Origin of the sequence: Thiohalomonas denitrificans, from assembly GCF_900102855.1 — a bacterium.
Classification (GTDB): domain Bacteria; phylum Pseudomonadota; class Gammaproteobacteria; order Thiohalomonadales; family Thiohalomonadaceae; genus Thiohalomonas; species Thiohalomonas denitrificans.
The window spans coordinates 45,400-68,453 of record NZ_FMWD01000012.1; the positions used below are offsets into that span (position 1 = coordinate 45,400).

Sequence of the window (23,054 nt, forward strand, 5' to 3'; positions counted from 1 at the left end):
CATTATCCCTTCCAGTAGCCCTTATGACCTGCCACGCCTCTGGCGCCGGCCTGGATGGCCGCTTGCTCGTCGTCCGCACTGACTCCACCCAGCGCATAGAGCGGCAACGCGAGCTGTTCGGCAATGCGCATCAACCCGCCCCAGCCTAGCGGTTCGATATCCGGGTGCGCGCTGGTGTATTGGATGGGCGAGAGCACGGCAAAGCTGGCGCCGATCGCCTCCCCTTTCTCAAGCGCTTCCAGTGTATGCCCGGAGATGGCGAGCAGGTAGGGGTGCGGGACCGGTCGCGTAACGGCCGACTTTAAGGCCTTGCTGTCCAGGTGCAGTCCATCGGCGCCGAGCTTTTCCACCAGCCCCGGATCTCCGGTAAGCAGCACCTTGCAGCCGTGCCGGTGCGCCAGATCGATAACTTCCCGGGCCAGCTCTGCATATTCTTGCGTCCCCATTCCCTTCCCTTTCAATTGCATGAGGCGAGTCCCCGCCTGCAGGCTGCACTCAAGAGCTGCAAGGAATTCCGCCCGGTCTCCGGGGGATGGCGTAATGAGGTAGTGGGTCGGCAGTTCCATAGGCACCGAAAGGATTCTGATTAGTGCCCATAGTATGGAGCCGCTGATGTCAGTGCAAAGTCGAAAAAAATCTTTTTCCTTCTCTCTTCTTCCTTCCTTTTTTTTTCGGCCCCTCGGCAGTGAGGTAGTAGTCATTCGCTGTGCAAAAATTGACAAAAGGCAAAAACAGCCATTTTTCAGTGGCTTACAGGCGATTGTTACTTGCTTTCGATTTTTGTCCGTGATATCTGTTAGTCATGCATCAGAATTTGATGTGCTTATAACTAAATCTGATAATCCATTCCCGGGAAAAAGGTGCCTTGAGAGCACCGGGTCCGTTGGACCCACCGCCCGCCGCGAAATCGTTCCAGGAGGAGCGTCGCACAGGGGACTCGGGAACACCTAAAGGGGGGTGACCCATGTCCGTTCGTCTAGCACTTCAGCATGTCCACGCGCTTATAGCCTTCGCGCTCATTCTTTCCCTAACCGCCTGTGGAGGTGATGGCGAGGACGGCGCCGATGGTCAACCCGGGCCGCCGGGGCCGTCAGGCACGGCGAGTACGGCGACTGCACTGGATGTCCAGGTCTCCAGTGTTGAAATCGAAAGTCCGCCGGTCGTCGAGTTCTATATCGAAGACCAGGACGGCATGCCTTTCACCGGCCTGACTGCCGGAGATTTGCGCTTTACCATCGCCCAGTTGAAACCGGGCGCCAATGGTGAGCCGAGTGCCTGGCAGAGCTACATCAACAAGACTGAAGAGGCGGGCAGCGTCGGCCCCGGCACCGAAGATAAGGTGCAGGCCAACTATGAAAGCGCCACCGATGGCACCTTCGTCAATAACGGCGATGGCTCTTACAGCTACACCTTTGCTACCGATATCACCAATGTGACTTCTCCGGTAGCGGTCGATTATGAATCTACCCGGACCCATCGTATTGCGATGCAGATTGAGGGAGGGGCCCCGGTCACCAACGCGGTCCATACCTGGCAGCCATCAACAGGAATGACCAGCGGCATCTCCAGCCGTGACATCGTGATGACCGAATCGTGCAATGAGTGCCACGGTAAGTTGGCCTTTCACGGCGGCGGCCGCATCGACACCCGCTACTGTGTGACCTGCCATAATCCGGGCAGCGCCGACGCCAACAGCGGCAACACCATCGATGCCAAGGTCCTGTTCCACAAGCTGCACATGGGGGCCAATCTGCCCAGCGTGGTGGCAGGTGGTACCTACAGCATTTTTGGTTATCGCAACAGCGAACACGACTATTCCGATCTGCAATTTCCGCAGGACGTGCGCAACTGCACCAAGTGCCATGACGGCGCCGACAGCGATACCCCGGACGCGGACAATTGGAAGACTCGTCCCAGCGTCGAAGCCTGCGGCTCCTGCCACGATGACGTCGAGTTCGACACCGGGCTCAATCATATGGGCGGTGTTGCCGACAACAGCATGTGCAGCGGCTGTCACGCTAACGGCGGCTGGGCCGGTCCGGTGGCCGATTCGCACGTGATTCCTACCCACGTGGCCAGAGAACGGTTCGCCTATAACATCACCGAGGCGAGCTATGATGCGAGCACCGGGACGGTCACGGCCAACTTCACCATTACCGACCCGAGTAACGGAGATACGCCCTACGACCTCACCGAGGCGGACTGGACGGCCAGCAACCTGCGACTCAATATTGCCTGGGACAGCAGCGAATACACCAACACCGATAGTGGCAACGGCGTCTCCAAGGCGGTGCAGATTGCCTTCCTGAGCGGTGGTGCCCTGGACGCGGCCTATCACTCCTACGATGCCGGCACCGGGGTGCACACGGTAACGTCCGATCCCCTGCCGGCTGCGGCACAAGGTGCGGGCAGCGGTTCGGTGGCCATCGAGGGCTATCCGAAGGCCGATGTGGATGGTGCGACCGTCAACACCCCGATTACGAGTGCCGTGGAGTATTTCGCCATCAATGACGGTTCCGCCCAGGCGCGGCGACAGGTGGTCGACAATGCCAAGTGCCTGCAGTGCCATGAAACCCTGTCGCTGCACGGCAATAATCGGGTGAACGACACCGCCATCTGTGTCACCTGCCACAACCCCAACAACACCGATATCTCCGTGCGACCGGCCGGTGGGGGCGGCGGTCTCGATGGCAAGCTGGAGGAGTCCATCGACTTCAAGCGGATGGTCCATGCCATCCACGCCACCGGTTCCAAGGTTCGCGAGAATCCCGTTCTCTTCTACGGTTATCGCGGTAGTGTGCATGACTACAGTGGGCTTCGGTTCCCTGGCATCCTCAGCAACTGCCAGACCTGCCACGACGGTGACACCTATGCGCTGCCGCTCTCCGGTGACGTCTCGCCGAGCGTGATCGACACCACGGACGCAGGGACGGACTCGGATTCGGCGAGTGTTGACACCGACCCGACCAACGATCGGGTGATCACACCGACCGCGGCGGTCTGCTCCTCCTGCCACGACAAGGCCATTGCCCAAGCACACATGGAGCACAACGGTGCGTTGTTCGAGGCCACCCGTAGTCAGGCATTGATAGCCATCGAGACCTGCGAGACCTGCCACGGCCCGGGTCGCACGGCGGACGTTGCCGTGATACACGGCGTCGAGTGAAGGCCAGCGCGGGCGCCTTCGGGCGCCTGCGCCGGGGGCCGAAACCATCAGAGAGCCGGCAGGGAGGCCGGCACCAATAAGAAGTGGACCCTGTGAGGTGCCTAATGCGACAACAATGGGCTTATGCCATTGCGGCCCTAGTGTTCCTGATTTCTACCAGCTTTGCGGTATTGGCGCAGGAAAGCGAAGAAACCTCGTCGACCTATACTGATCGCGGTGCCGACCGCTGTCTGAAGTGCCATGACGAATTCTCCGAGTTTCCCGTCATGGATATTTTCAAGACCAAACATGCCGAGACCTCGGATCCGCGCACACCGTTCGCGAAACTGCAGTGCGAGACGTGTCACGGACCGGGTTCCGAACACGCCGACATGAGCATCGATGACGAGGAGGAAGAGCGGCCGCCGATCCGCGACTTTGGCCACCGTGGGGCGGAGACGCCGGTGGCCGAGCAGAATGCGGTGTGTCTGAGTTGCCACGATGACCGTCACCGAAACGATTGGCGCGGCAGTGCCCACCAGACCGGACAGGTTGCCTGTGCCGACTGTCATCAGATTCATACTACCCATGACCGGGTGCTCACGCCTTCGGAAGAGCCGCAGGTCTGTTTCCAATGCCACACACGGGAGCGTTCGGAGAGTTACCGTGCCTCGTCCCATCCGCTACGCTATGGCTCGATGAGTTGCGGCTCTTGTCATGAACCCCATGGTTCCTTGACCGAATCGATGCTGCGGCGCTCGACACTCAATCAGACCTGCTACGAGTGTCATGCGGAGAAGCGCGGGCCCTTCCTCTGGGAGCACGCTCCCGTTAGCGAAGACTGCGCCCACTGCCATCAACCCCACGGCTCGAACCATCCGGCGCTATTGACGCAGCGGGCGCCTCTGCTGTGTCAGCGCTGCCATTCACAGGCGGGTCATCCAAGCATTGCCTTTACCGGCGATCTGACGTCCGGCGCATCGCCCACTGCGGGGATGCTGCTTGGACAGAGCTGCATGAATTGTCATTCCCAGGTGCACGGCTCCAACCACCCCTCCGGGGTCAACCTGAAGAGGTGATGTATGACCAGACTGAATCGACGTTTTTCCGCAGGACAGCCGGTGGTCGGCTTGATCCTGATCGGGGTTTCGACCAGTGGTGCGGCGGCTGAATTGTGGTACCAGGCCGGAGAGGTGGACAAGTCGGAGTGGGAGTGCAAGTACTGTCTGTTCGAGAGTGGACTCAGCGGCGATGTGCAGTTGGGGGTGGGCTCCGTGGACGAAAATCAGTTCGGCTTCGGCAACTACACCGGCTATGACGACGACGGCGCCTACCTCGTCCTCGGAGCGGACTTGCGTTACCGGGGAGAGGAGGCCGCCTACTGGCGACTGAACAGCTCGCGTCTGGCGCTGGACAGCCGGAGTGTCCGGCTCGAAGGTGGTCGTCAGGGTAGCTACCGGATCGGTGTCGACTACCTGGAGATACCCCGGCTCTATAGCGACGGGGCAGAGACCCCGTTTACGGGAGTCGGCGGCAACGACCTGCAGCTTCCGGAAAACTGGGTCAAGGCGGGCACTACCGACGGCATGACCGAGTTGGACAACAGCCTGCGTCCGGTAGCGTTGCGGACTGACCGTCGCCGGGTCGGTGTCGGCGTGGAGATTACTCCGACTTCACGTTGGAGCTATTCAGCCGATTTCCGGCGCGAGAGGAAAGAGGGGCTCAATGTCATCGGCGGTTCTATGCTGTTCCGCAGCACGCTGCTGCCGGAACCGGTGGACTACACCACCGAACAGCTTGATCTGGGGGTGGGTTATCAAGGGGATCACTGGAACGTTCAGGTCGGTTATTACGGCTCGTTTTTCCGGGAGGAAAACCGGTCACTGCGCTGGGACAACCCCTTCGGCGACCCGACCGGTGCCAACGAAGGGCAACTGGCGCTGCCGCCGGACAATGAGTTCCATCAGGTGACCCTGTCCGGCCGTTATGACGTCAGCGAAGCGACCCGGGCCAGTGCCAAGCTGTCGCTGGGGCGTATGACCCAGAATGATGAGTTTCTGCCGTATACGGTCAATCCCGCTCTCACTACGGGCGCGTTGCCGCGGGATTCGCTCGAGGGTGAAGTCCGCACAACCAATCTCGATGCGAGGCTGGTGTCTGCCTGGAGCGAACGCCTTACCCTGCAGGCGGACTTTCGCCACGACCAGCGAGACGATGAGACGCCTACCGACAGCTTCGACTATGTCAGTACCGATGCCTTTCTGCCGGGTGCCCGCGAAAACCGGCAGTACGATCGCAGGGACAGCCGGTTAGCGCTGCAGGGGCGCTATCAGCTGACGCCGCAGACGCGGGTGTCAACGGGCGCGGATTACGACCGGAAGAGACGGCCCGATGAGGAAGTCGAGGAGACGCAGGAGACCACCGTCTGGGCTGAAGCCGCCTCCCGCCTCCACCCGACCAGCCAGTTGGTCGTCGGCCTCGCTTATGCCGATCGGGATGCGTCGGAATACCGGGTTCTGGATGCCGCGATCCCGGAGCAAAACCCGCTGATGGTGAAGTTCAACATGGCGTCGCGGGAGCAGGAACGGGCGGAGGCGCGCCTGACCGTTTCACCGCGAGAACACATCGACTTCGGAGTCGAACTCGCTTTTAGGGACAACGACTATACCGATGGGGCCATCGGGCTGCGCTCGAGCCGTGACACCAGCGTCAGCTTCGATGCCACGGTGCTGGTCAGTAGAAGCCTGAGTTTCCATGGCTTCGCTAGCCGGGAAGTCCACGACAACGAGCAGACCGGCAGTCAGGACTTTTCGGTTCCCGACTGGTTCGCTACCACGGAGGACGCCATCAACAGTGCCGGCGTCGGGGTATCCTGGGAGGTCTTCCACGACAGCTTCACCCAGAAAGGGCTGAACCTGAGCCTCGACTACGTCCGCTCCGATGCCACCGGAAAGATCGGCATCAGGAACGAGACCGGTTTCCCAGACCTGGAAAGCTCGGTGACCAACGTCCAGGCACAGGCTCGCTATCGGTTCAGCGAAACGGTTTCGACCGAGCTTGCCTACTACTACGAACGGTTCGAGAGTGATGACTGGATGGTGGATGGGGTCGAGCCCGATACCCTGCCTACAGTGCTCACTCTCGGCAGTGAGGGCCAAAACTACGACAATCACGTGATTGCCGCCTACGTCCGCTACCGTTTTTAGCCAGCAGCCTTACTGGCCGCCACCGGGACATATCGTCACGTTCCGGTGGCGGAGGGCTGAGTAGCTCTTCCATTTTCGATTGGATCTTTGCTCTCCAGTCCTGCCAGCGCTGTTTGTACGAATTGAATTCGTCGCCTTCAATCGTATCGAGCCGCTGGTGTGCAGTCAGTAAGGTATCGCTGCTATCGGCGATGGACTCTGTGGTGGGACGGGCCAGGGAGTCATTGCTTTCATGCAGATCATTAACGACTTCGCGCAGGATGTCCTGGTCTTCTTCCGTGGTCTTGTCCCGGTGTTCCTTCAGGGCACGCTCGATCGAGTCGGCCAGCTCACCGATGTGCCTCTCCAGCTCCGCTCCATAGTGTTCCACACGTTCGGAGGCGTCTTCCTGCAGCGATCGGGAAAAGGTACGCACCTGCTCCGCCATGCTCTTGATGTTGGCATCCAGTTCGCGGGAGGCGTGGCCGAACTGACTGGAGATCTCCCGGCCGAGAGCGCCGACGCTGTTGACGAGGCCCTCCAGTGCAGCTCTGGCCCGGAGTTCATCGGCGGTGCGGGTGTAATCCACCCTCCATTGTTCGCCCTGACGAACCAGGTGGGTCGAAAACGTCAGGTCGTCGTCGGGAGCCTCCGGGTCTGACAGTCTGGTGACAATTTCGGCATCAGTTGTATCGATGACCACCTTGCCCCATGACAGTTCGACATTCTCCCAGTCATCGCGGGAGAACCGGTCGTAGCCCTCGATGTCGCTGAGGGTGGAATGCCCGACGATCCCCTCAACATCGCCCCGGCTGACGGCGGTCCAGAAGGATTGCGTGACTTCCTGAGGCGTCTTTGGTCCGCCACACGCAGCAAGCAGCAGTAGCGAGCACGTGAGTCCAATAGTGGGTATCTTTTTTTTCATCGCTGTTTTTCAGATTCGGTTTCTTTGTCACCGCGTGGCCCAAACCTATCATTGTCCAGGGAGTGGTGCCGGGTTCGCGTGGACAACCCGGTTTCAATCTCGTACCAGGCTGGCACCGCGTGGTACCTCTTTATGCAATTTGCGACAGTTGCCGGGAGGGGGTTGCTGTCCCGGCTCGCGCCCGTGATACCAGATACGGCACTCCCCGGGAGGGGGCCTGTGCCCGGCAGGAATGTTCGGGTTGGACCGCGCCCTTGTTCGGCTTCTTTCGTGCTCTTTGTCCGACCCGAAGGTGATGCTTACATCCGCCTCATCCAGACCTATATTCGCGCGACCGCTCACATCGGCGGCCGTTATCGCCCCTGAAAACGAGAGGAGGCAGGCAATCGCGCCGATTTTTATCATTTTTCGCACAACGCATTCTCCATGGGGTGTACCAGATCGGGATTTTCACACGAGCAGAGGACCGGAATCCGTGACCGGGTTCGCCGCCCTGTCCAGAAGAACACGTTAGGGGTGACTGTGTTCAACAAGCAGACCCCAACGACCCCGGACGTGCGACAATGGCTGCATGCAGCCCTCAGACCCTGATAATGTCACCTGTGAAACCTGCAAGGCCAATTGCTGTCGGCTGCAGGTCCTGCTCATCGACGACAACGATGTGCCCGAGTCGATGACCGATTGGACCGACTGGGGGGGACAGGTCATGTACCGTCGTGATGATGGCTGGTGCACGGCAGTCGACCGCGAAACGATGCGGTGCACCATCTACGCCCGACGCCCGCAGGTCTGTCGCGACTTCGAAATGGGCGGTAGGGAGTGTCTTGATGAGCGCAATGCGCCCGGGAACGAATGACGGCAGAGTAGTGCGGTGGGCACGGCCCGTCTCCATTGCATCCCTTCGGGGCGGCAAACGCGTTTACACAGGCGGTACCCACCACACGCTTCCGGGAGGCAGTGCGCGCAGGGCTTCCTCGGATACGCCGTGCGCCTCCCGTGCCCGGGCCAGGTCCTCCGGAGGTTCCCCATAGGCCGTGTCGGCCAGGGGAAAGGTGTCGAAGTGACTCGCCAGGCTGTGGTGGGCGCCGATATTCCGGTGTGCACGTACGGCTTCGTCCGGGTTCATGTGCCCATAGGACATGAACCAGCGGGGTTTGTAGTCGCCGATCGGCAGGACAGCCAGCCGAATCGGTCCGAAGCGTTCACCGGCATCCTCGAAGTAGCGTCCTTCACCCCATCCCGAATCACCGACGAAATAGATATTTCCATCCGGCGTCTTCAACAGAAAGGCAGCCCACAGGGCGCGATTGCGATCCAGCAAACTGCGCGCCGACCAGTGGAACATCGGCGCCAGACGCAAATGCACGTCGTCGGACAGGGCTACTTCATCTTCCCAGTCGTAGGCTTCCACGCGAAGGTCGGGATGTTCCCGGTGAATGATGGTGTCGTTGCCGAGCGGAACGATCACGCGAGGCCGGTCACGCTTCCATAGCCGATTCAGTGTCGCGAGGTCCAGGTGGTCGTAGTGATTGTGGCTCACCAGTACGATATCGATCGGCGGGAGGTCATCAAAGGCCACACCGGGTGGTGTGACTCGACGTGGGCCGATCCAGGAAAAAGGGCTGGCACGCTCCGACCAGACCGGATCGGTCAGGATGTTTAGGCCGCGGGTCTGGATCAACAGCGTGGTGTGTCCGACGAAGCTGACCCGCAGTTGTTCGCCATCTATGCGCTGCGGGGGGCGGTCGGGCGTGACCTCCACCGATTCCGGCCACTCCGGCGGATCGCGGGTGAAGCGCCAGCGGAGCAGATCCCGGATGCCGATATCACGCGGTGGACCAGCGTTGAAAAACTGCTCGCCATCGAAATGATCGGATTCGGGACCATGGTAATAGGACTTTGCACATCCAGTCATCGTCATCGTCAGCACCAGCCCAAGTACCCATATTTTGATTTTCCGGTTGCGCATGAAATCTCTGCTTGCTCAGGGACTACTAGCATCGGCCGATTGGCTCTGCTTATCCATTACCACGCCAGAAATGTCGAATCGCGCACAGGGACGATTTGCATTCGATGGCGGGACGGGTTCTTATAGGGTTGCACATGCACTCAACGGAAGTGATGCCAATGAAAATATGGGTAGACGCAGACGCATGTCCCGCAGTCATTAAAGATATTCTTTTCAGAGCGTCAGAGCGAACCGGTCTGGAGCTGACGCTGGTAGCCAACCACACCTTACGCATACCACCCTCACCCCTCATCAGTTTTGTTCAAGTCCCATCGGGTTTCGATGTTGCCGACAACGAGATCGTCAACCAGCTCGAGGCTGGCGACCTGGTGGTTACCGGTGACATCCCCCTGGCCGCCGAGGTGATTGAAAAAGGAGGACATGCTCTCAATCCGCGCGGCGAGATGTATTCGGCCGACAACATCAAAGAGCGTCTGACCATGAGGGACTTCATGGAGACGCTGCGAGCCACCGGGATCGATACCGGAGGGCCGCCGCCGCTGAGTCAGAGTGATCGACAATCCTTTGCCAATCATCTGGACCGGTTGTTGACCCACGAAAACAAGGTGGGCTGATGCAACGAGGCGCCCGTCAGGGCGCCTCGAACCGGTCTTGTCGCTACTCTTCCACCTTCATCTCGATAATCACATACTCCTGCGGCGGGAGTCTCTTTAGCTGGAACATCACCCGATCGCCTGTCGCTGTACCCTCCAGCATTTCGGCATCCGCCACTTTCAGGTTCATCGACATCGGCGGCCAGTTGAACGAGGGGATCGGGCCGTGGGTGATATTGACGCTTGCCTCTCGGCACCGATCCGTTTGACGTACTTGTTAGCCCAAAGCTGTATGTGCCTTCGATCGAAATCGCGGGTACTCAGCCCATCCCGAGTGGTTCCCAGCCCACCGAAGACTTCATCCGCTCTCCTCGAGTGCCACTGCCGCTTGTCCTGATCACTGGATCTCCTTGAGAAACCGCTTATATCTCGAGATGTGCATCCAGGGTGATATCGATGGCCTTCAGCGCTTGGGAAACGGGGCAGGTCTGCTTGGCCTTTTCGGCTTCACTCTGAAAGGTCGCTTCGGGAATGTTCGGGACACGTGCCTTGGTGGTGAGCTCGACCCGGGTGATGGCAAAACCGTCGGGTACCTTGTCGAGGTGGACCCGGGCACTGGTTTCGATCCGTTCAGGCTTGAAACCGGCCTGCTCCAGGGAGAGCGACAAGGCCTGGGAGAAACAACCGGCGTGAGCCGCTCCGATGAGCTCCTCCGGATTGGTTCCTTCCTCTTCCTCGAAACGAGAGGCGGCAGTGTAGCGCCCCTCGAAGCTTCCGCTTTCGGTCTTCAGACGGCCGGCGCCCGCCTTCAGAGTCCCTTCCCATACGGCACTTGCATTTCGGATAGGCATAGTTGTTCCCAGTTGCTGGAGTTTGTTTGCACAGCAAAGCATAGAACGGCGCCGGAAAACGAGCGATATCAGGGGGTCAGCCGTGATTGGCTTGCGCTTCTTCTTTTCTGTGCCACGCTGAATAAAAGCATGATCAAAATAATTGTATGTAGAGTCGGCAGCGGTGCGTACCCCTTCCTCACTTAGAGTAGTGGTGGGCCCGAAATCACCGCCTACAGTGAGCCGTATGCGAGCACCCACGAAGGGAAAACTTCGCCCGTAGCGCTGCAAAAGCCGATTACTTTTTAACGGTGGCCTGGCCAGGGTGGCGCGAGGTTATCGTCGCTTTTTTCGGTGGCATCGCTTTCGTAGTAACAGGACGCAGGCACGGTGTCCCGCATCAAGCATCCTTGAGATTTACGGCTGCAAAGCCGAATCAAACTGCAGCGGCCTTTCGTCGCTTACGTTTCCAGGAGGATCGCGGTATGAGTCAAATCCTGAAGCGCCTGACCTATTTCAAGCGCGAGCGGACATCGTTCTCGGGGGAGCATGGAGTCCTCACCACAGACGACCGGGCCTGGGAGGACTCCTATCGTCAAAGGCAACAGCACGACAAGATCGTGCGCTCTACCCATGGTGTGAACTGCACCGGTGGTTGTAGTTGGAAGATTTACGTCAAGAATGGTCTGGTGACCTGGGAGATCCAGCAGACCGATTACCCCCGCACCCGTCCTGATCTACCCAATCACGAACCGCGCGGCTGCCCCCGCGGTGCCAGTTACTCCTGGTACATCTATAGCGCCAATCGCCTCAAATATCCCTTGATCCGTGGCCGTCTGCTTCGGCTCTGGCGCAAGGCCAGGGAGCAGCATGGGGACCCGGTAACGGCCTGGGGATCCATCGTTGAGGATCCGGAAAAAAGCAAAGAGTACAAGAGCAAGCGCGGCATGGGCGGCTTTGTACGCGGCGACTGGGAGGAGGTCACCGAGCTGGTTGCCGCTGCCAACGTCTACACCATCAAGAAGTATGGTCCCGATAGGGTGGCCGGTTTTTCGCCGATCCCGGCCATGTCGATGATCTCCTATGCCGCCGGTACCCGCTATCTCTCCCTGATTGGTGGTGTCTGCCTGAGTTTTTATGACTGGTACTGCGATTTGCCCCCCTCGTCACCGCAGACATGGGGTGAGCAGACCGACGTGCCCGAATCGGCTGATTGGTACAACTCCAGTTTTATCATCATGTGGGGCTCCAACGTTCCGCAGACCCGCTCACCGGACGCCCATTTCATGACCGAGGTGCGCTACCGCGGTACCAAGACGGTGGTGGTCTCTCCAGACTACTCCGAAGGCTCCAAGTTCGCGGATATCTGGTTGCATCCCAAGCAGGGCACTGATGCTGCAGTGGCCATGGCCATGGGCCACGTGATCCTCCGGGAGTGGCACTTGGATGGCACGAGCGATTACTTCGACAAGTACGTCCGCCAGTACACCGACATGCCAATGATGGTGAAGCTCGAAAAGCAGAACGGACGCTGGGTTCCCGGACGTTACCTACGCGCCAGTGACTTTTCCGATGGGCTGGGACAGAAGAATAACCCCGAGTGGAAGACGATTGCTCTCGAAGAGGGCAGCGACGACTTCGTCCTGCCACACGGGAGCATTGGTTTTCGCTGGGGTGAGGATCAGAAGAAAAAGGGCAAGTGGAACCTGGAGCAGAAGGACGCCCGCGACGGCAAGGAGCGCAAACTGCGGCTGACGCTGCTGGACAAGCACGACGATGCGGTGCCGGTGGCCTTCCCCTACTTCGGCGGTGGCGAGCAGGCCAGTAAGCACTGGTCGCATACGCAGCATGAGGCGATCCTTGAACGCGTAGTACCGGTGCGCAAGATCACGTTGGCGGATGGCGAAGAGGCACTGGTCACCACCGTGTTCGATCTGAGTTGCGCCAACTATGGTCTCGATCGGGGATTGGGGGGTGAGAATGTCGCCGCCGACTTCGACGATGACCTGCCCTATACGCCGGCCTGGCAGGAGCGCATCACCGGTGTACCCCGCGACCGCCTCATCACCGTCGCCCGCCAGTTCGCGGAAAACGCTCACAAGACGCACGGCAAATCCATGGTGATCATCGGCGCGGGGATGAACCACTGGTATCACATGGATATGAACTACCGCGGCGTCATCAACATGTTGATGATGTGCGGCTGCGTCGGTCAGAGCGGCGGCGGCTGGGCGCACTACGTCGGCCAGGAGAAGCTTCGCCCGCAGACCGGCTGGTTGCCGCTGGCCTTCGCGCTGGACTGGGCGCGCCCTCCCCGGCAGATGAACTCCACATCGTTTTTCTATATGCACAGCAGCCAGTGGCGCTATGAGAAACTCAAGATTAGCGAGATTCTTTCACCCTTGGCCGACCCCGCACAGTTCACCGGCAGTGTGGTGGATTACAACGTTCGCGCCGAGCGCATGGGCTGGCTTCCCAGTGCGCCCCAGCTCTCCCGCAATCCGCTGGAGATTGTGCGCGAAGCTACCGCTGCGGGGGTCGATCCCAAAGAGCATGTGGTAAAGGGCCTCAAGGACGGCTCCCTGGGTTTCGCCAGCGAAGACCCGGATGCTCCCAACAATTACCCACGCAATATCTTCATCTGGCGCTCCAACCTGCTGGGCGCCTCCGGCAAGGGCCATGAGTACTTCCTCAAATACTTCATGGGCGCCAAGAGCCAGCACGGCGTACTGGGCCTGGACCTCGGCAAGGGCGAGGGCGAGGGTGACGTCAAGCCCGAGGAGGTAGTCTGGAGAGAGCACGCCGTCGAGGGCAAACTGGATTTGATGTGCACCCTGGATTTTCGCATGTCCACCACCTGCCTCTACTCGGATGTGGTATTGCCCACCGCCACCTGGTACGAAAAGGATGACCTCAATACCACCGATATGCATCCCTTCATCCATCCCCTGTCGAAGGCGGTAGACCCCGCCTGGGAGTCACGTTCGGACTGGGACATCTACAAGACCATTGCCCGCAAGTTTTCGGAGGTGACGCGGGGGCATCTGGGCGTTGAAAAGGATATCGTCACCGTACCGATCCTGCACGATTCGCCGGGGGAGCTTGCCCAGCCGCTGGACGTCAAGGAGTGGAAGAAGGGCGAATGTGAACCGATCCCCGGCAAGACCATGCCCAACCTTGCAGTAGTCGAGCGCGATTATCCCAACACCTATCGCAAGTTCACTTCGCTGGGTCCGTTGATGGATACGCTCGGCAACGGCGGGAAGGGCATCACCTGGAAGACCGAAGAGGAGGTGCAGAAGCTCGGGGCACTGAACAAGACCGTCGATATCGAAGGTGTGAGTCAGGGCCGCCCGCGTATCGATAGCCCGATTGATGCCTGCGAAACCATTCTCACGCTGGCACCCGAAACCAACGGTGAAGTTGCCGTCAAGGCCTGGGCGGCGCTGTCGAAGATCACCGGCCGCGACCATACTCATCTTGCCCGTCCCAAGCAGGACGAGAAGATCCGTTTCCGCGACTTGCTCGCCCAGCCGCGCAAGATTATCAGCTCACCCACCTGGAGCGGTCTGGAATCCGAACACGTCTCCTACAACGCCGGCTACACCAATGTGCATGAGCTGATCCCCTGGAGAACCTTGAGCGGGCGTCAGCAGTTCTATCAGGACCATCCCTGGATGCGCGGCTTCGGCGAGGATCTGTGCGTTTACAAACCGCCGGTGGATACCAAGACCATTGCACCGATCAAGGGTCACCACCCCAACGGGAACCCCGAGATTGTCCTCAACTTCATCACCCCGCACCAGAAGTGGGGTATTCACTCCACCTACACCGACAACCTGATCATGCTCACCCTCTCGCGGGGCGGTCCCATCATCTGGATGAGCGAGGTGGATGCGAAGAAGGCCGACATCGAGGACAACGACTGGATCGAGGCCTACAACATTAACGGTGCCATCACCGCACGCTCGGTGGTCTCACAACGCATCCCCGAGGGTATGGCGATGATGTACCACGCGCAGGAAAAGCTGGTGCATACACCCGGTTCGGAGATGACCGGACGCCGCGGCGGTATTCACAATTCAGTGACCCGCACCGTGCTCAAGCCCACGCATATGATAGGCGGCTATGCCCAGCTCAGCTGGGGGTTCAACTACTACGGCACTGTCGGCTCCAACCGTGACGAGTTCATCATCGTTCGGCGCATGGACAAGGTCGACTGGCTGGGCGGCGCACCGCGCCACATCCTGAGCAAAGTGGAGGGCGAATAGATGCGTATCCGCGCGCAGATTGGCAAGGTCCTCAACCTCGACAAATGCATCGGCTGCCACACCTGCTCGATCACCTGCAAGAATGTCTGGACCAGCCGGGAAGGCCAGGAATATGCGTGGTACAACAACGTCGAGACCAAGCCCGGCGTCGGCTATCCCAAGGACTGGGAAAATCAGGACCGCTGGCGCGGCGGCTGGGTGCGGACCGAGGAGGGTGGCATCCGCCCACGGTTGGGCGGCAAGTGGCGGGTGATCGGTAATCTGTTCTCCAATCCCGATATGCCCTCCATCCAGGACTACTACGAGCCCTGGGATTACGACTACGAGACCCTGCAGACGGCACCCGAATCCAAGAGCATGCCTCAGGCGCGGCCCTACTCGCTGCTCTCCGGGCTGATGATGAACAAGGTGGAGTGGGGCCCGAATTGGGAAGAGATTCTCGGCACGGAGTTCGCGAAGCGCTCCAAGGACTACAACTTCGACGGCATCCAGAAGGAGATCTACGGGCAGTTCGAAAACACCTTCATGATGTATCTGCCCCGCCTTTGTGAACACTGCCTCAATCCCTCCTGCGTCGCCTCGTGTCCCTCGGGCGCACTCTATAAACGCGAGGAGGACGGCATCGTTCTCATCGACCAGGAGATGTGCCGGGGCTGGCGAATGTGTGTTACCGGCTGCCCCTACAAGAAGATCTACTACAACTGGAAGTCGGGCAAATCGGAGAAGTGCGTATTCTGTTTTCCCCGCATCGAGGTGGGCACACCGACCGTTTGCTCCGAGACCTGTGTGGGCCGCATCCGCTACCTCGGCGTATTGCTCTATGACGCCGACAAGATTGAAGAGGCGGCCAGCGTACCGGATGAAAAGGACCTCTACCAGGCGCAACTGGATTGTTTTCTCGACCCCTTCGATCCGGAAGTGGTCGCCGAGGCACGCCGTCAGGGTATCCCCGATAACTGGATAGAAGATGCGCAGCGCTCGCCGGTCTACAAGATGGCCATGGAGTGGAAGGTCGCCTTCCCCCTGCATCCCGAATATCGCACGCTGCCGATGGTCTGGTACGTCCCGCCGCTGTCACCCATCCAGGCGGCAGCGGATGCCGGCAAGATTGGCAAAAACGGGATCTTCCCCGACGTGGAATCGCTGCGCATCCCCATGCGCTATCTGGCCAACCTGCTCACCGCCGGTGACGAGGCCCCGATTATCCGGGCCCTCGAACGCATGCTGGCCATGCGTGCCTACATGCGCGACAAGTACGTCGAGGGACGCGTGAATACTGAAGTACTGGAGCGCGTGGGATTGAGCGAAGCCCAGGTGGCGGAGATGTATCGCTATATGGCGCTTGCCGACTATGAGGACCGCTTCGTCATTCCGACCAACAAGCGCGAATATTCGAGCCACATCTATGATGCGCTCAGTGAGCGCGGCGGCAGCGGTTTCAATTTTGGTGCGCGTGGAGGCGTCGAAGGGGGTGCCGACATGTTTGGCGGCAAACCCACCGCACAACGCAAGTACTTCCCGATTCGCATCGAGAACAAACGTGATTAGCGGAAAATCAAAACGCTTATGGATTAACCGCAAAGACGCCAAGAACGCAAAGGACTCGCTGGCTTTTCTTTGCGCTCTTTTCGTCTTTGCCGTGAAAAACAGAGGTTGACCCATGCTGACGTTCAAAGTGCTCTCACTGCTGCTTCGCTATCCCAGTGAAGAGATACATGCGGCGCTGGGTGAAATGCCTGCCGTACTCGAGGAGGAACAGCTGGTGCCGGCGCCGCGACAAAAGGCATTGTTCGCGTTGATCGAGGAGTTGCAGGGGATGGACGTGATCGCAGCCCAGGAGCGCTACGGGGAGCTGTTCGATCGCGGCCGCAAACTTTCGCTACATATCTTTGAGCACACCCATGGCGAGTCGCGTGATCGCGGCCCGGCGATGGTGCAGCTGATGAGCAATTATCAGGAGTGCGGGTTTGAATTGGCGGCGCGCGAGCTGCCCGACTATGTACCTCTGGTACTGGAGTTCCTGGCCGAACGCCCACTGGAGGAAGCCATGGAGATGCTGGGCGAGGCAATGCCGGTACTCACACTGGTTGCCGCCCGGCTGCATGAGCGCGGTAGCCGATACGCCGCGGTGCTCGATGCGCTGGAGTCGATTGCCGGGGCACCGGAGGCTGCCGATGAACTACGACGTAAGGCGGCGGAAGAGGGTCCCGACGAAGCGATCATCAATATGGACAAAATTTGGGAGGAAGAGGCTATCACCTTCACTCACGAGTCGGCGCTGGAGGGTTGCGGCAACAAAGGTGCGGCAACGACCCTTGAGCAGCCGGTGCAATGGGATATTGGGCTGCGGCCCACCACTCCCGCTCCGGGTTCCAATCGCTAGCGAGGCGTTGTCATGGAGTATCTCAATCAGCTCATCTTCGGCGTCGGCCCCTATCTGGCAGGCACGGTCTTTATCCTCGGCAGCATCCTGCGCTACGAACGTGGCCAGTACACCTGGCGTGCCATGTCCAGTCAGATGCTGCATAACACCCGAAGTTACCGGGTCGGCAATCTCCTTTTTCATATCGGCATCCTGTCGCTTTTCCTTGGCCATCTAGTGGGGCTGTTGACGCCGCAGCCCCTCTATTACGCCATCGGCATGACATCCGGCACCAAGCAAATTCTGTCGATGGTGATCGGGGGGGCCTTCGGCATTATCTGTTTGGCGGGCATCTCCGTCATTCTGTGGCGCCGCTTTATGGTGCCCGCCGTCCGCGCCAACAGCTCGCCGATGGATAACTTCATTCTGGTGTTGCTGGCACTGCAGCTGATCACCGGCTTTGTCACGATTTACGTTTCACGTCATCACCTGGGGGGTGAGGTGATGACCGAGCTGGCCAACTGGGCTCAGCACATCGTCACCTTCCAGTCCGGGGCCTGGCGGTTCGTGCTGGAGGTGCCGTGGCCCTACAAGCTCCACATCGCGCTCGGACTGCTGATGTTCGCGGCCTTCCCGTTCAGCCGCCTGGTTCATATCTGGAGCTGGCCGTGGGCCTACCTGCGACGCAACTATCAAGTGGTCCGCGCCCGATGAAGAGAGGAAAACAGCAAGTAGGATGGGGTGAGCCTGCGAACCCCATCATATCCGCCTTCGAAACGAATTCACTTCGCCGTCCCATCCCATGGCACCCCCACGACGGGGTGGTTCTGAAAAGAGGAGCCGCATGATGGATATCGTCGTGAATGGCAGAACGATCAGCGAAGCCGAGATCCATCGGGAGATGCAGTACCACCCGGCGGCCTCGGCCGCTGAGGCCAGAGAGGCTGCCTCGCGGGCCTTGGGGATCCGGGAATTGCTGCTGGATGAGGCCGCTCGTCTGGAGATAGAGGCTTGTCCCGAACCCGGCGAGGAGGATGAAGAGGCACGCATCCGCTCTCTCATCGAGCAGGAGGTGACGACCCCTGAGCCCGATATCGAGAGCTGCCGCCGCTACTACGAAAACAATCGGAAACAGTTGCGCTCGCCCTGGCTCCATGAGGTCTCGCACATCTTCCTGCCGGTCCCCGAGGAGCCCGTGGCACGCGGGCAAACGGAGCAGCAGGCGCGCGATTTGATCGCCGAGTTAGGAGGCGACGTTCACCGCTTTGCCGATTTTGCCCGGCGCTATTCGGCCTGCCCGTCGCGTGAATCCGGCGGGAGCCTGGGGGTGCTGGGTCCGGGACAGACCCCGCCCGAATTCGAGCGCGCACTGGCACGGTTTACACCCGGTGGTATTGCCCCCGCCCCGGTGGAAACCCGCTATGGCTATCATGTGGTTTATCTGCAGTCCCGTCAGGGAGGGCACCTGTACAGTTTTGAGGAAGCACAGCCGCTGGTGGCCGATTATCTGCGGGAAAGCCTGTTCCGGCGTGCCTTGCTGGAGTATGTGCAGTCGTTGGCGAGTCGTGCCGAGATCAAGGGGGTCGATTTCGAATGTGCGGGAGAGAGTACGTCGATGGACTGTGGCGTGTGACGGGGCGCCAACAATCGAATCAGAGGGAGTAGCTCATGGCAATGCGTTGGCAGGATTGGATGAATCTGCTGTTGGGGGTGTGGCTTATCGCCGCACCTTATTTGATGTTCTATGACCCGGGTTTCGACGGCATTGCCTCCTGGAATTCGTATCTGGTCGGGGGCGCCCTGGTCATCGTCACCGGCATTGGCTTGGCCAAACTAATACCCTGGCGCGAGTGGGTGGTTCTGGTACTGGGCATCTGGCTGATCATCTCTGGGCTCCTGCTCGGTTTTCTTGCGGGTAATCAGATCGCTCTCTGGAACGGAATCATCACCGGGATTGTAGTTGTCATTGGATCGGCCAGCGCATTGCGCGCCGCCGACAAGGGCCAGCGCGGGGCCTGATGAAAATCTCTTGAAAATATCACGGCGCGGAACGATAGTTCCTAACTTGTAAAAATGATAATCGAGGAGAAAACCCGATGCCTGCACGGTTGGCCATCTTTATCGTCGGCGCCTTTATGTGGGCCATTAGCAATACGGCGTTCGCGGCCGAGACCCGGATCACCTGGCACGGGCACGCCACCTTCGAGGTGGTGACGCCGAAGGGCAACGTCGTGCTCATCGACCCCTGGCTCAACAACCCCAAGAATCCCCGGGGGGGCGAGGACAAGGATCTGGTCGAGGAGCTCAAGCGGGCCGACTACATCCTGGTTACCCATGCCCACACGGATCACATCGGCGATTCCAGCGCCATCGGTACCAGGACGGGCGCCGAACTGGTCGCACAGCCGGAGCTCGGCAAGCAGATCATCAAGCTGATGGGCTTCCCGGCCAAGCAGTTCGGCTGGAACACCATGATGAACATGGGCGGCAGCCTCAGCCTCGCCGACGGGGAGATCACCGTCTCCATGACCGACGCCAAACACTCCAGCGGCATGGACAACCCTTTCGCCAAAGGGGATGAGAAGACGCCACCGGTGGTGTACGCCGGCAACCCGGCCGGATTCGTGGTGCGCATCGAAGGCGGCCCGACCCTTTACCACAGCGGCGACACCGACTACTTCGGCGACATGAAACTCATCGGCGAGCGCTACGCCCCCGACCTCGCCCTATTGTGCGCCGGTGATCACTTCACCATGGACCCGAAAACCGCCGCCCACGCCGCCCAGGCGGTGAATGCCAAGCTGTCGGTGCCGATGCATTGGGGCACTTTCCCCGTCCTCGCACAGAGCATCGAGCCCTTCGTCAGCGAGGCCAAGTCCCTCGGCGTCGAAACCCATGTAATGAAACCGGGTGAGACGCTGGTCTACGAAGGCGACACCCTCAAGCAGTAAAGCCAGCTACTCTCCCCGTCCTTGCTCCCTCTCCCTCCGGGAGAGGGCCGGGGAGAGGGCGATCAAAGCGCAGCAGTTGCTCTTGCCTTCGGGAGAGTGTGTCGGTGCATTCAAAATGCACCGACACACACTTACTCCGGCAACTCCACCACCAACCGCCCCCGCACCCGACCCGCCAACAACTCCGAAGCCATCGGAATCACCTCTTCAAGCCCTATCGTCCGACTGACCGACTCCAGGCTCTCCGTCTCCAGGTCCGTCGCTAGCCGACGCCAGGCCGCCTCCCGCTCGGCCCTCGGCGCATAGACGCTATCGATGCCAACCAGCGTCACCCCGCGAAGGATGAACGGCGCCACCGTCGCTGGAAAATCCATGCCCTGAGCGAGACCGCACGCAGCGACGACCCCCCGGTACTGCATGCCCGCACAGACATTGGCCAGGGTAACGCTACCGAGCGTATCCACCGCCCCGGCCCACTGCTCCTTGGCCAGCGGTTTACCCGGGCGGGAAAGGGTCTCCCGGTCAATGACCCGACAAGCTCCCAATGCCTGCAAGTGCTCGCTCTCCTCCAGCCGACCGGTCGAGGCCACCACCCGGTAACCCCTCCTCGCCAGCAGCATGATCGCCACGCTGCCCACCCCGCCATTGGCACCCGTCACCAACACCTCGCCGTCATCGGGCGAAACGCCCTGACGCTCCAGTGTCTCGACACAGAGCGCCGCTGTGTAACCGGCCGTGCCGATCGCCATCGCCTGCCGCAGTGAAAAGGCCTCCGGCAGCGCCAGCAGCCAGTCGCCCTTTACCCGAGCCCGCTCCGCCATACCGCCCCAATGCGATTCGCCGACACCCCAGCCGTTGAGGATTACCGCATCGCCCGGTTTCCAACGCGAATCCCCGCTTTCCACCACCGTCCCCGCCAGATCGATGCCCGGGACCATCGGGAAGCGCCGCACCACCGGCCCCTTGCCGGTAATGGCCAGAGCATCCTTATAGTTCAGCGAGGAGTAGGCCACCCGGACGGTCACATCACCTTCGGGCAGTTCACTTTCATTCACATCTGCCAGTCGGGCCTCCCCGGTATCGTTCAGCAACAACGCTCTAAACATGGTTCACCTGTTCTCCTGGTTTGTTTCAAAATGGCCCCAGCCTTGATACCTGTGAATCTACATGAAACCAGCATCCCTGCTCAGCCCCTCTGCGGTACTCCCGGCATCGGTAGCGATCCGCGTCCGAGCTACAACCGGACCTTTGCCTTAGTCGCAGCGGCTAGGTGCGATCTAATCCGCAACCCGTCACTTCAGCCGGGCCGAAAAGACTTGTTCCCCTCCCTGGGGAAAAGCAAAGGAGGAAGTCGACCAGGAGGTGCTGCTCCCACGTTACTTGTAGGGATTCTCCTACAGACATCACCGGAGTAGAACGGCATGATAAAGCTTGACAAACTAAAGCCGGTGGCAACTACGGCTCGTGATAAGCGAGGCGACCAGCGAAACTGGGGCTATCGATATAGTTAGGCGCTCAGAAGCTTCACGCGGAATATGGAATCGGAAATCATAATCGGACTTGCCATGCTCGGGATTGGTGCGGCGGCTATCGCTTTCGCTCGCACCCCGCCGGAGTTCCGTTACAAGCACTCGGCGCCAGTGGATGACAGCGCCGCATATGCTGAGCAGTACACGTTCCGAGAGCGCGTGAAACTTATTGCGGTAGCGCTCGGCATCTTCGTTCCCTTGGTGCTGGCTACGGAGCTATGGGTCTTTCCAGCATTGCGGGAGTTTGCCGACACTTCGTACTGTTACGAATGGTTGGGCGTGAATGGAACCACCCTGCTCATGTATGGGCTTTTCGTCGGCCTGCCCTTGGCTAGTGCGCTTGTCATGGGCGTTCCGGTGGCCCTCTACGGCGCCCGCATTATCCGAGACAAGCAGATTCCTCCGCGCGGCCAGAAGGTATTTAAGAGAACAAGAATCCGCCGCGGCACGGTGGCAAGCGCAGCCGGGTGGGCCCATCAATTGCCTCTAGTATTCTTCATCGGACTTGCTGCTTGGGGAGAGGTGCAAGCGGGCAAGCTGTTGGCAGACGTTGATCTGACTAAAGCCGATCCGAGCGCATGTGCGCCTAGTCATCGCTTGGAGCCGACCGTTTTGGAGCCGCGCGGCGGCTCCAAAACGGCGGCTCAAGCACAACGTTATGTGTTAAAGCAATGAACATCTTTCGACATACTGCACTGGAAATCGCCATAGCGATATTTTTTGCACTCGGCGTTGCACCCAGCTTGTGGGTTTATGACCAATTTACGTTAATGGTGCGAATACCAGCAATACTGGCCCTGTGGGGTTCGGTTCGATTTGCGCTGTCATGTTCTACAAATTGAGTCGGGACAAGGCGGATGCCGTTGCATCGCAAGTAGAAAAGAAGCGCAGGCTTAAGCTCAAACAAATTAGGGTGTCGCGTAAACCGCTCTTTCGGTCAAGGTCGAACAGATGAATATGCATAACATTGCGCTCCCCTGAATTCATAGAATAACTGCAACGCCTGCTTAGATAGGCGGGTGGGTCAGTTGCCGTACAAACGGCAGCTCTCACCCCAACCGATTGCAGGCGACACATGGGACACCAGTACAGGCAACTGACCCACGAGGAACGATACCAGATTGGCGCGCTGATGGAACTGGGGTTTTCTCAGGCCGAAGTCGCGAGGAAGCTCGGCAGAAATCGCAGCACGATAAGCCGGGAAGTACGCCGTAACCGCCAAGGCACCCGGTACCAGGCAACCAAGGCCCAGCGTATGAGCGACAAGAGGCGACGAGAGGCTGCCAAGGACCAC

The 23,054-nt window shown here is 59.7% G+C and carries 19 protein-coding genes and 1 pseudogene; 14 read left to right on the forward strand and 6 right to left on the reverse strand.

Annotated elements, in window-relative coordinates; translation table 11 throughout:
* Positions 1 to 2 precede the first annotated feature (2 nt).
* A complete protein-coding gene (locus BLP65_RS14965; protein ID WP_092998833.1) occupies positions 3 to 701 on the reverse strand; it encodes a thiamine phosphate synthase in 699 nt (232 codons plus the stop codon).
* Between the two features lie 263 nt (positions 702 to 964).
* On the opposite strand from BLP65_RS14965, the gene BLP65_RS14970 reads away from it, so the two are divergent.
* The 3 genes from BLP65_RS14970 to BLP65_RS14980 all read left to right on the forward strand — a co-directional run bounded on the left by BLP65_RS14970 (position 965) and on the right by BLP65_RS14980 (position 6,351).
* Positions 965 to 3,166 carry an OmcA/MtrC family decaheme c-type cytochrome gene (locus tag BLP65_RS14970; protein ID WP_092998835.1) on the forward strand — a complete coding sequence of 734 codons (2,202 nt, stop codon included), beginning with the start codon at positions 965 to 967 and terminating at the stop codon, positions 3,164 to 3,166.
* A 104-nt stretch (positions 3,167 to 3,270) separates the two neighbouring features.
* The gene (locus BLP65_RS14975; protein WP_092998837.1) at positions 3,271 to 4,224 is read left to right on the forward strand and encodes a DmsE family decaheme c-type cytochrome; all 954 of its coding nucleotides are present in this window, start codon (positions 3,271 to 3,273) and stop codon (positions 4,222 to 4,224) included.
* Between the two features lie 3 nt (positions 4,225 to 4,227).
* Entirely contained in the window at positions 4,228 to 6,351 is a 2,124-nt protein-coding gene (locus tag BLP65_RS14980) for an MtrB/PioB family decaheme-associated outer membrane protein (RefSeq protein ID WP_092998839.1), read from the forward strand.
* Here BLP65_RS14980 and BLP65_RS14985 read toward each other — a convergent pair.
* Positions 6,281 to 7,255, reverse strand: coding sequence for a hypothetical protein (locus BLP65_RS14985; RefSeq protein ID WP_092998841.1), 975 nt, complete (start codon positions 7,253 to 7,255; stop codon positions 6,281 to 6,283). The genes BLP65_RS14980 and BLP65_RS14985 overlap by 71 nt on opposite strands.
* A 571-nt stretch (positions 7,256 to 7,826) precedes the next feature.
* Between BLP65_RS14985 and BLP65_RS14990 the strand changes: the two genes are divergently transcribed.
* Positions 7,827 to 8,111, forward strand: coding sequence for a YkgJ family cysteine cluster protein (locus BLP65_RS14990; protein ID WP_092998843.1), 285 nt, complete (start codon positions 7,827 to 7,829; stop codon positions 8,109 to 8,111).
* Between the two features lie 63 nt (positions 8,112 to 8,174).
* On the opposite strand, the gene BLP65_RS14995 is transcribed toward BLP65_RS14990, so the two are convergent.
* Positions 8,175 to 9,176 carry an MBL fold metallo-hydrolase gene (locus BLP65_RS14995; protein WP_217632017.1) on the reverse strand — a complete coding sequence of 334 codons (1,002 nt, stop codon included), beginning with the start codon at positions 9,174 to 9,176 and terminating at the stop codon, positions 8,175 to 8,177.
* 206 nt (positions 9,177 to 9,382) lie between these two features.
* Between BLP65_RS14995 and BLP65_RS15000 the strand changes: the two genes are divergently transcribed.
* Entirely contained in the window at positions 9,383 to 9,838 is a 456-nt protein-coding gene (locus BLP65_RS15000; RefSeq protein WP_092998845.1) for a YaiI/YqxD family protein, read from the forward strand.
* 43 nt (positions 9,839 to 9,881) lie between these two features.
* On the opposite strand, the pseudogene BLP65_RS15005 reads toward BLP65_RS15000, so the two are convergent.
* Positions 9,882 to 10,055, reverse strand: a pseudogene (locus BLP65_RS15005) (copper-binding protein); the annotation flags it as partial.
* A 184-nt stretch (positions 10,056 to 10,239) separates the two neighbouring features.
* Complete coding sequence (locus BLP65_RS15010) at positions 10,240 to 10,668, reverse strand: OsmC family peroxiredoxin (protein WP_092998849.1); 429 nt, start codon at positions 10,666 to 10,668, stop codon at positions 10,240 to 10,242.
* Positions 10,669 to 11,132: 464 nt separating this feature from the next.
* Between BLP65_RS15010 and BLP65_RS15015 the strand changes: the two genes are divergently transcribed.
* The 7 genes from BLP65_RS15015 (at position 11,133) to BLP65_RS15045 (ending at position 20,231) form a co-directional block, all read left to right on the forward strand.
* A complete protein-coding gene (locus BLP65_RS15015; protein ID WP_092998851.1) occupies positions 11,133 to 14,918 on the forward strand; it encodes a nitrate reductase subunit alpha in 3,786 nt (1,261 codons plus the stop codon).
* A complete protein-coding gene (narH, locus tag BLP65_RS15020; protein ID WP_092998853.1) occupies positions 14,919 to 16,466 on the forward strand; it encodes a nitrate reductase subunit beta in 1,548 nt (515 codons plus the stop codon). It abuts the gene before it with no gap.
* A gap of 112 nt (positions 16,467 to 16,578) precedes the next feature.
* Positions 16,579 to 17,301: a nitrate reductase molybdenum cofactor assembly chaperone gene (gene narJ / locus BLP65_RS15025; protein ID WP_092998855.1), complete on the forward strand. Its 723-nt coding sequence runs from the start codon at positions 16,579 to 16,581 to the stop codon at positions 17,299 to 17,301.
* A 12-nt stretch (positions 17,302 to 17,313) separates the two neighbouring features.
* On the forward strand, positions 17,314 to 17,994 hold the full coding sequence (gene narI, locus BLP65_RS15030; RefSeq protein ID WP_092998857.1) for a respiratory nitrate reductase subunit gamma: 681 nt from the start codon (positions 17,314 to 17,316) through the stop codon (positions 17,992 to 17,994).
* 130 nt (positions 17,995 to 18,124) lie between these two features.
* A complete protein-coding gene (locus BLP65_RS15035) occupies positions 18,125 to 18,913 on the forward strand; it encodes a peptidylprolyl isomerase (RefSeq protein WP_175452609.1) in 789 nt (262 codons plus the stop codon).
* A 35-nt stretch (positions 18,914 to 18,948) separates the two neighbouring features.
* Positions 18,949 to 19,299 (forward strand): SPW repeat protein, encoded by a 351-nt coding sequence (locus tag BLP65_RS15040; RefSeq protein WP_217632018.1) that lies wholly within the window; start codon positions 18,949 to 18,951, stop codon positions 19,297 to 19,299.
* Between the two features lie 77 nt (positions 19,300 to 19,376).
* The gene (locus BLP65_RS15045; protein WP_092998861.1) at positions 19,377 to 20,231 is read left to right on the forward strand and encodes a metal-dependent hydrolase; all 855 of its coding nucleotides are present in this window, start codon (positions 19,377 to 19,379) and stop codon (positions 20,229 to 20,231) included.
* Positions 20,232 to 20,362: 131 nt separating this feature from the next.
* Here the strand turns inward: BLP65_RS15045 and acuI are convergent, their stop codons facing one another.
* Entirely contained in the window at positions 20,363 to 21,337 is a 975-nt protein-coding gene (gene acuI / locus BLP65_RS15050; RefSeq protein ID WP_092998863.1) for an acrylyl-CoA reductase (NADPH), read from the reverse strand.
* A gap of 429 nt (positions 21,338 to 21,766) precedes the next feature.
* Between acuI and BLP65_RS15055 the strand changes: the two genes are divergently transcribed.
* Positions 21,767 to 22,435 (forward strand): hypothetical protein, encoded by a 669-nt coding sequence (locus tag BLP65_RS15055; protein ID WP_092998865.1) that lies wholly within the window; start codon positions 21,767 to 21,769, stop codon positions 22,433 to 22,435.
* Between the two features lie 400 nt (positions 22,436 to 22,835).
* A partial coding sequence (locus BLP65_RS15060; protein ID WP_139181528.1) for a helix-turn-helix domain-containing protein occupies positions 22,836 to 23,054 on the forward strand: 219 nt, incomplete at its 3' end.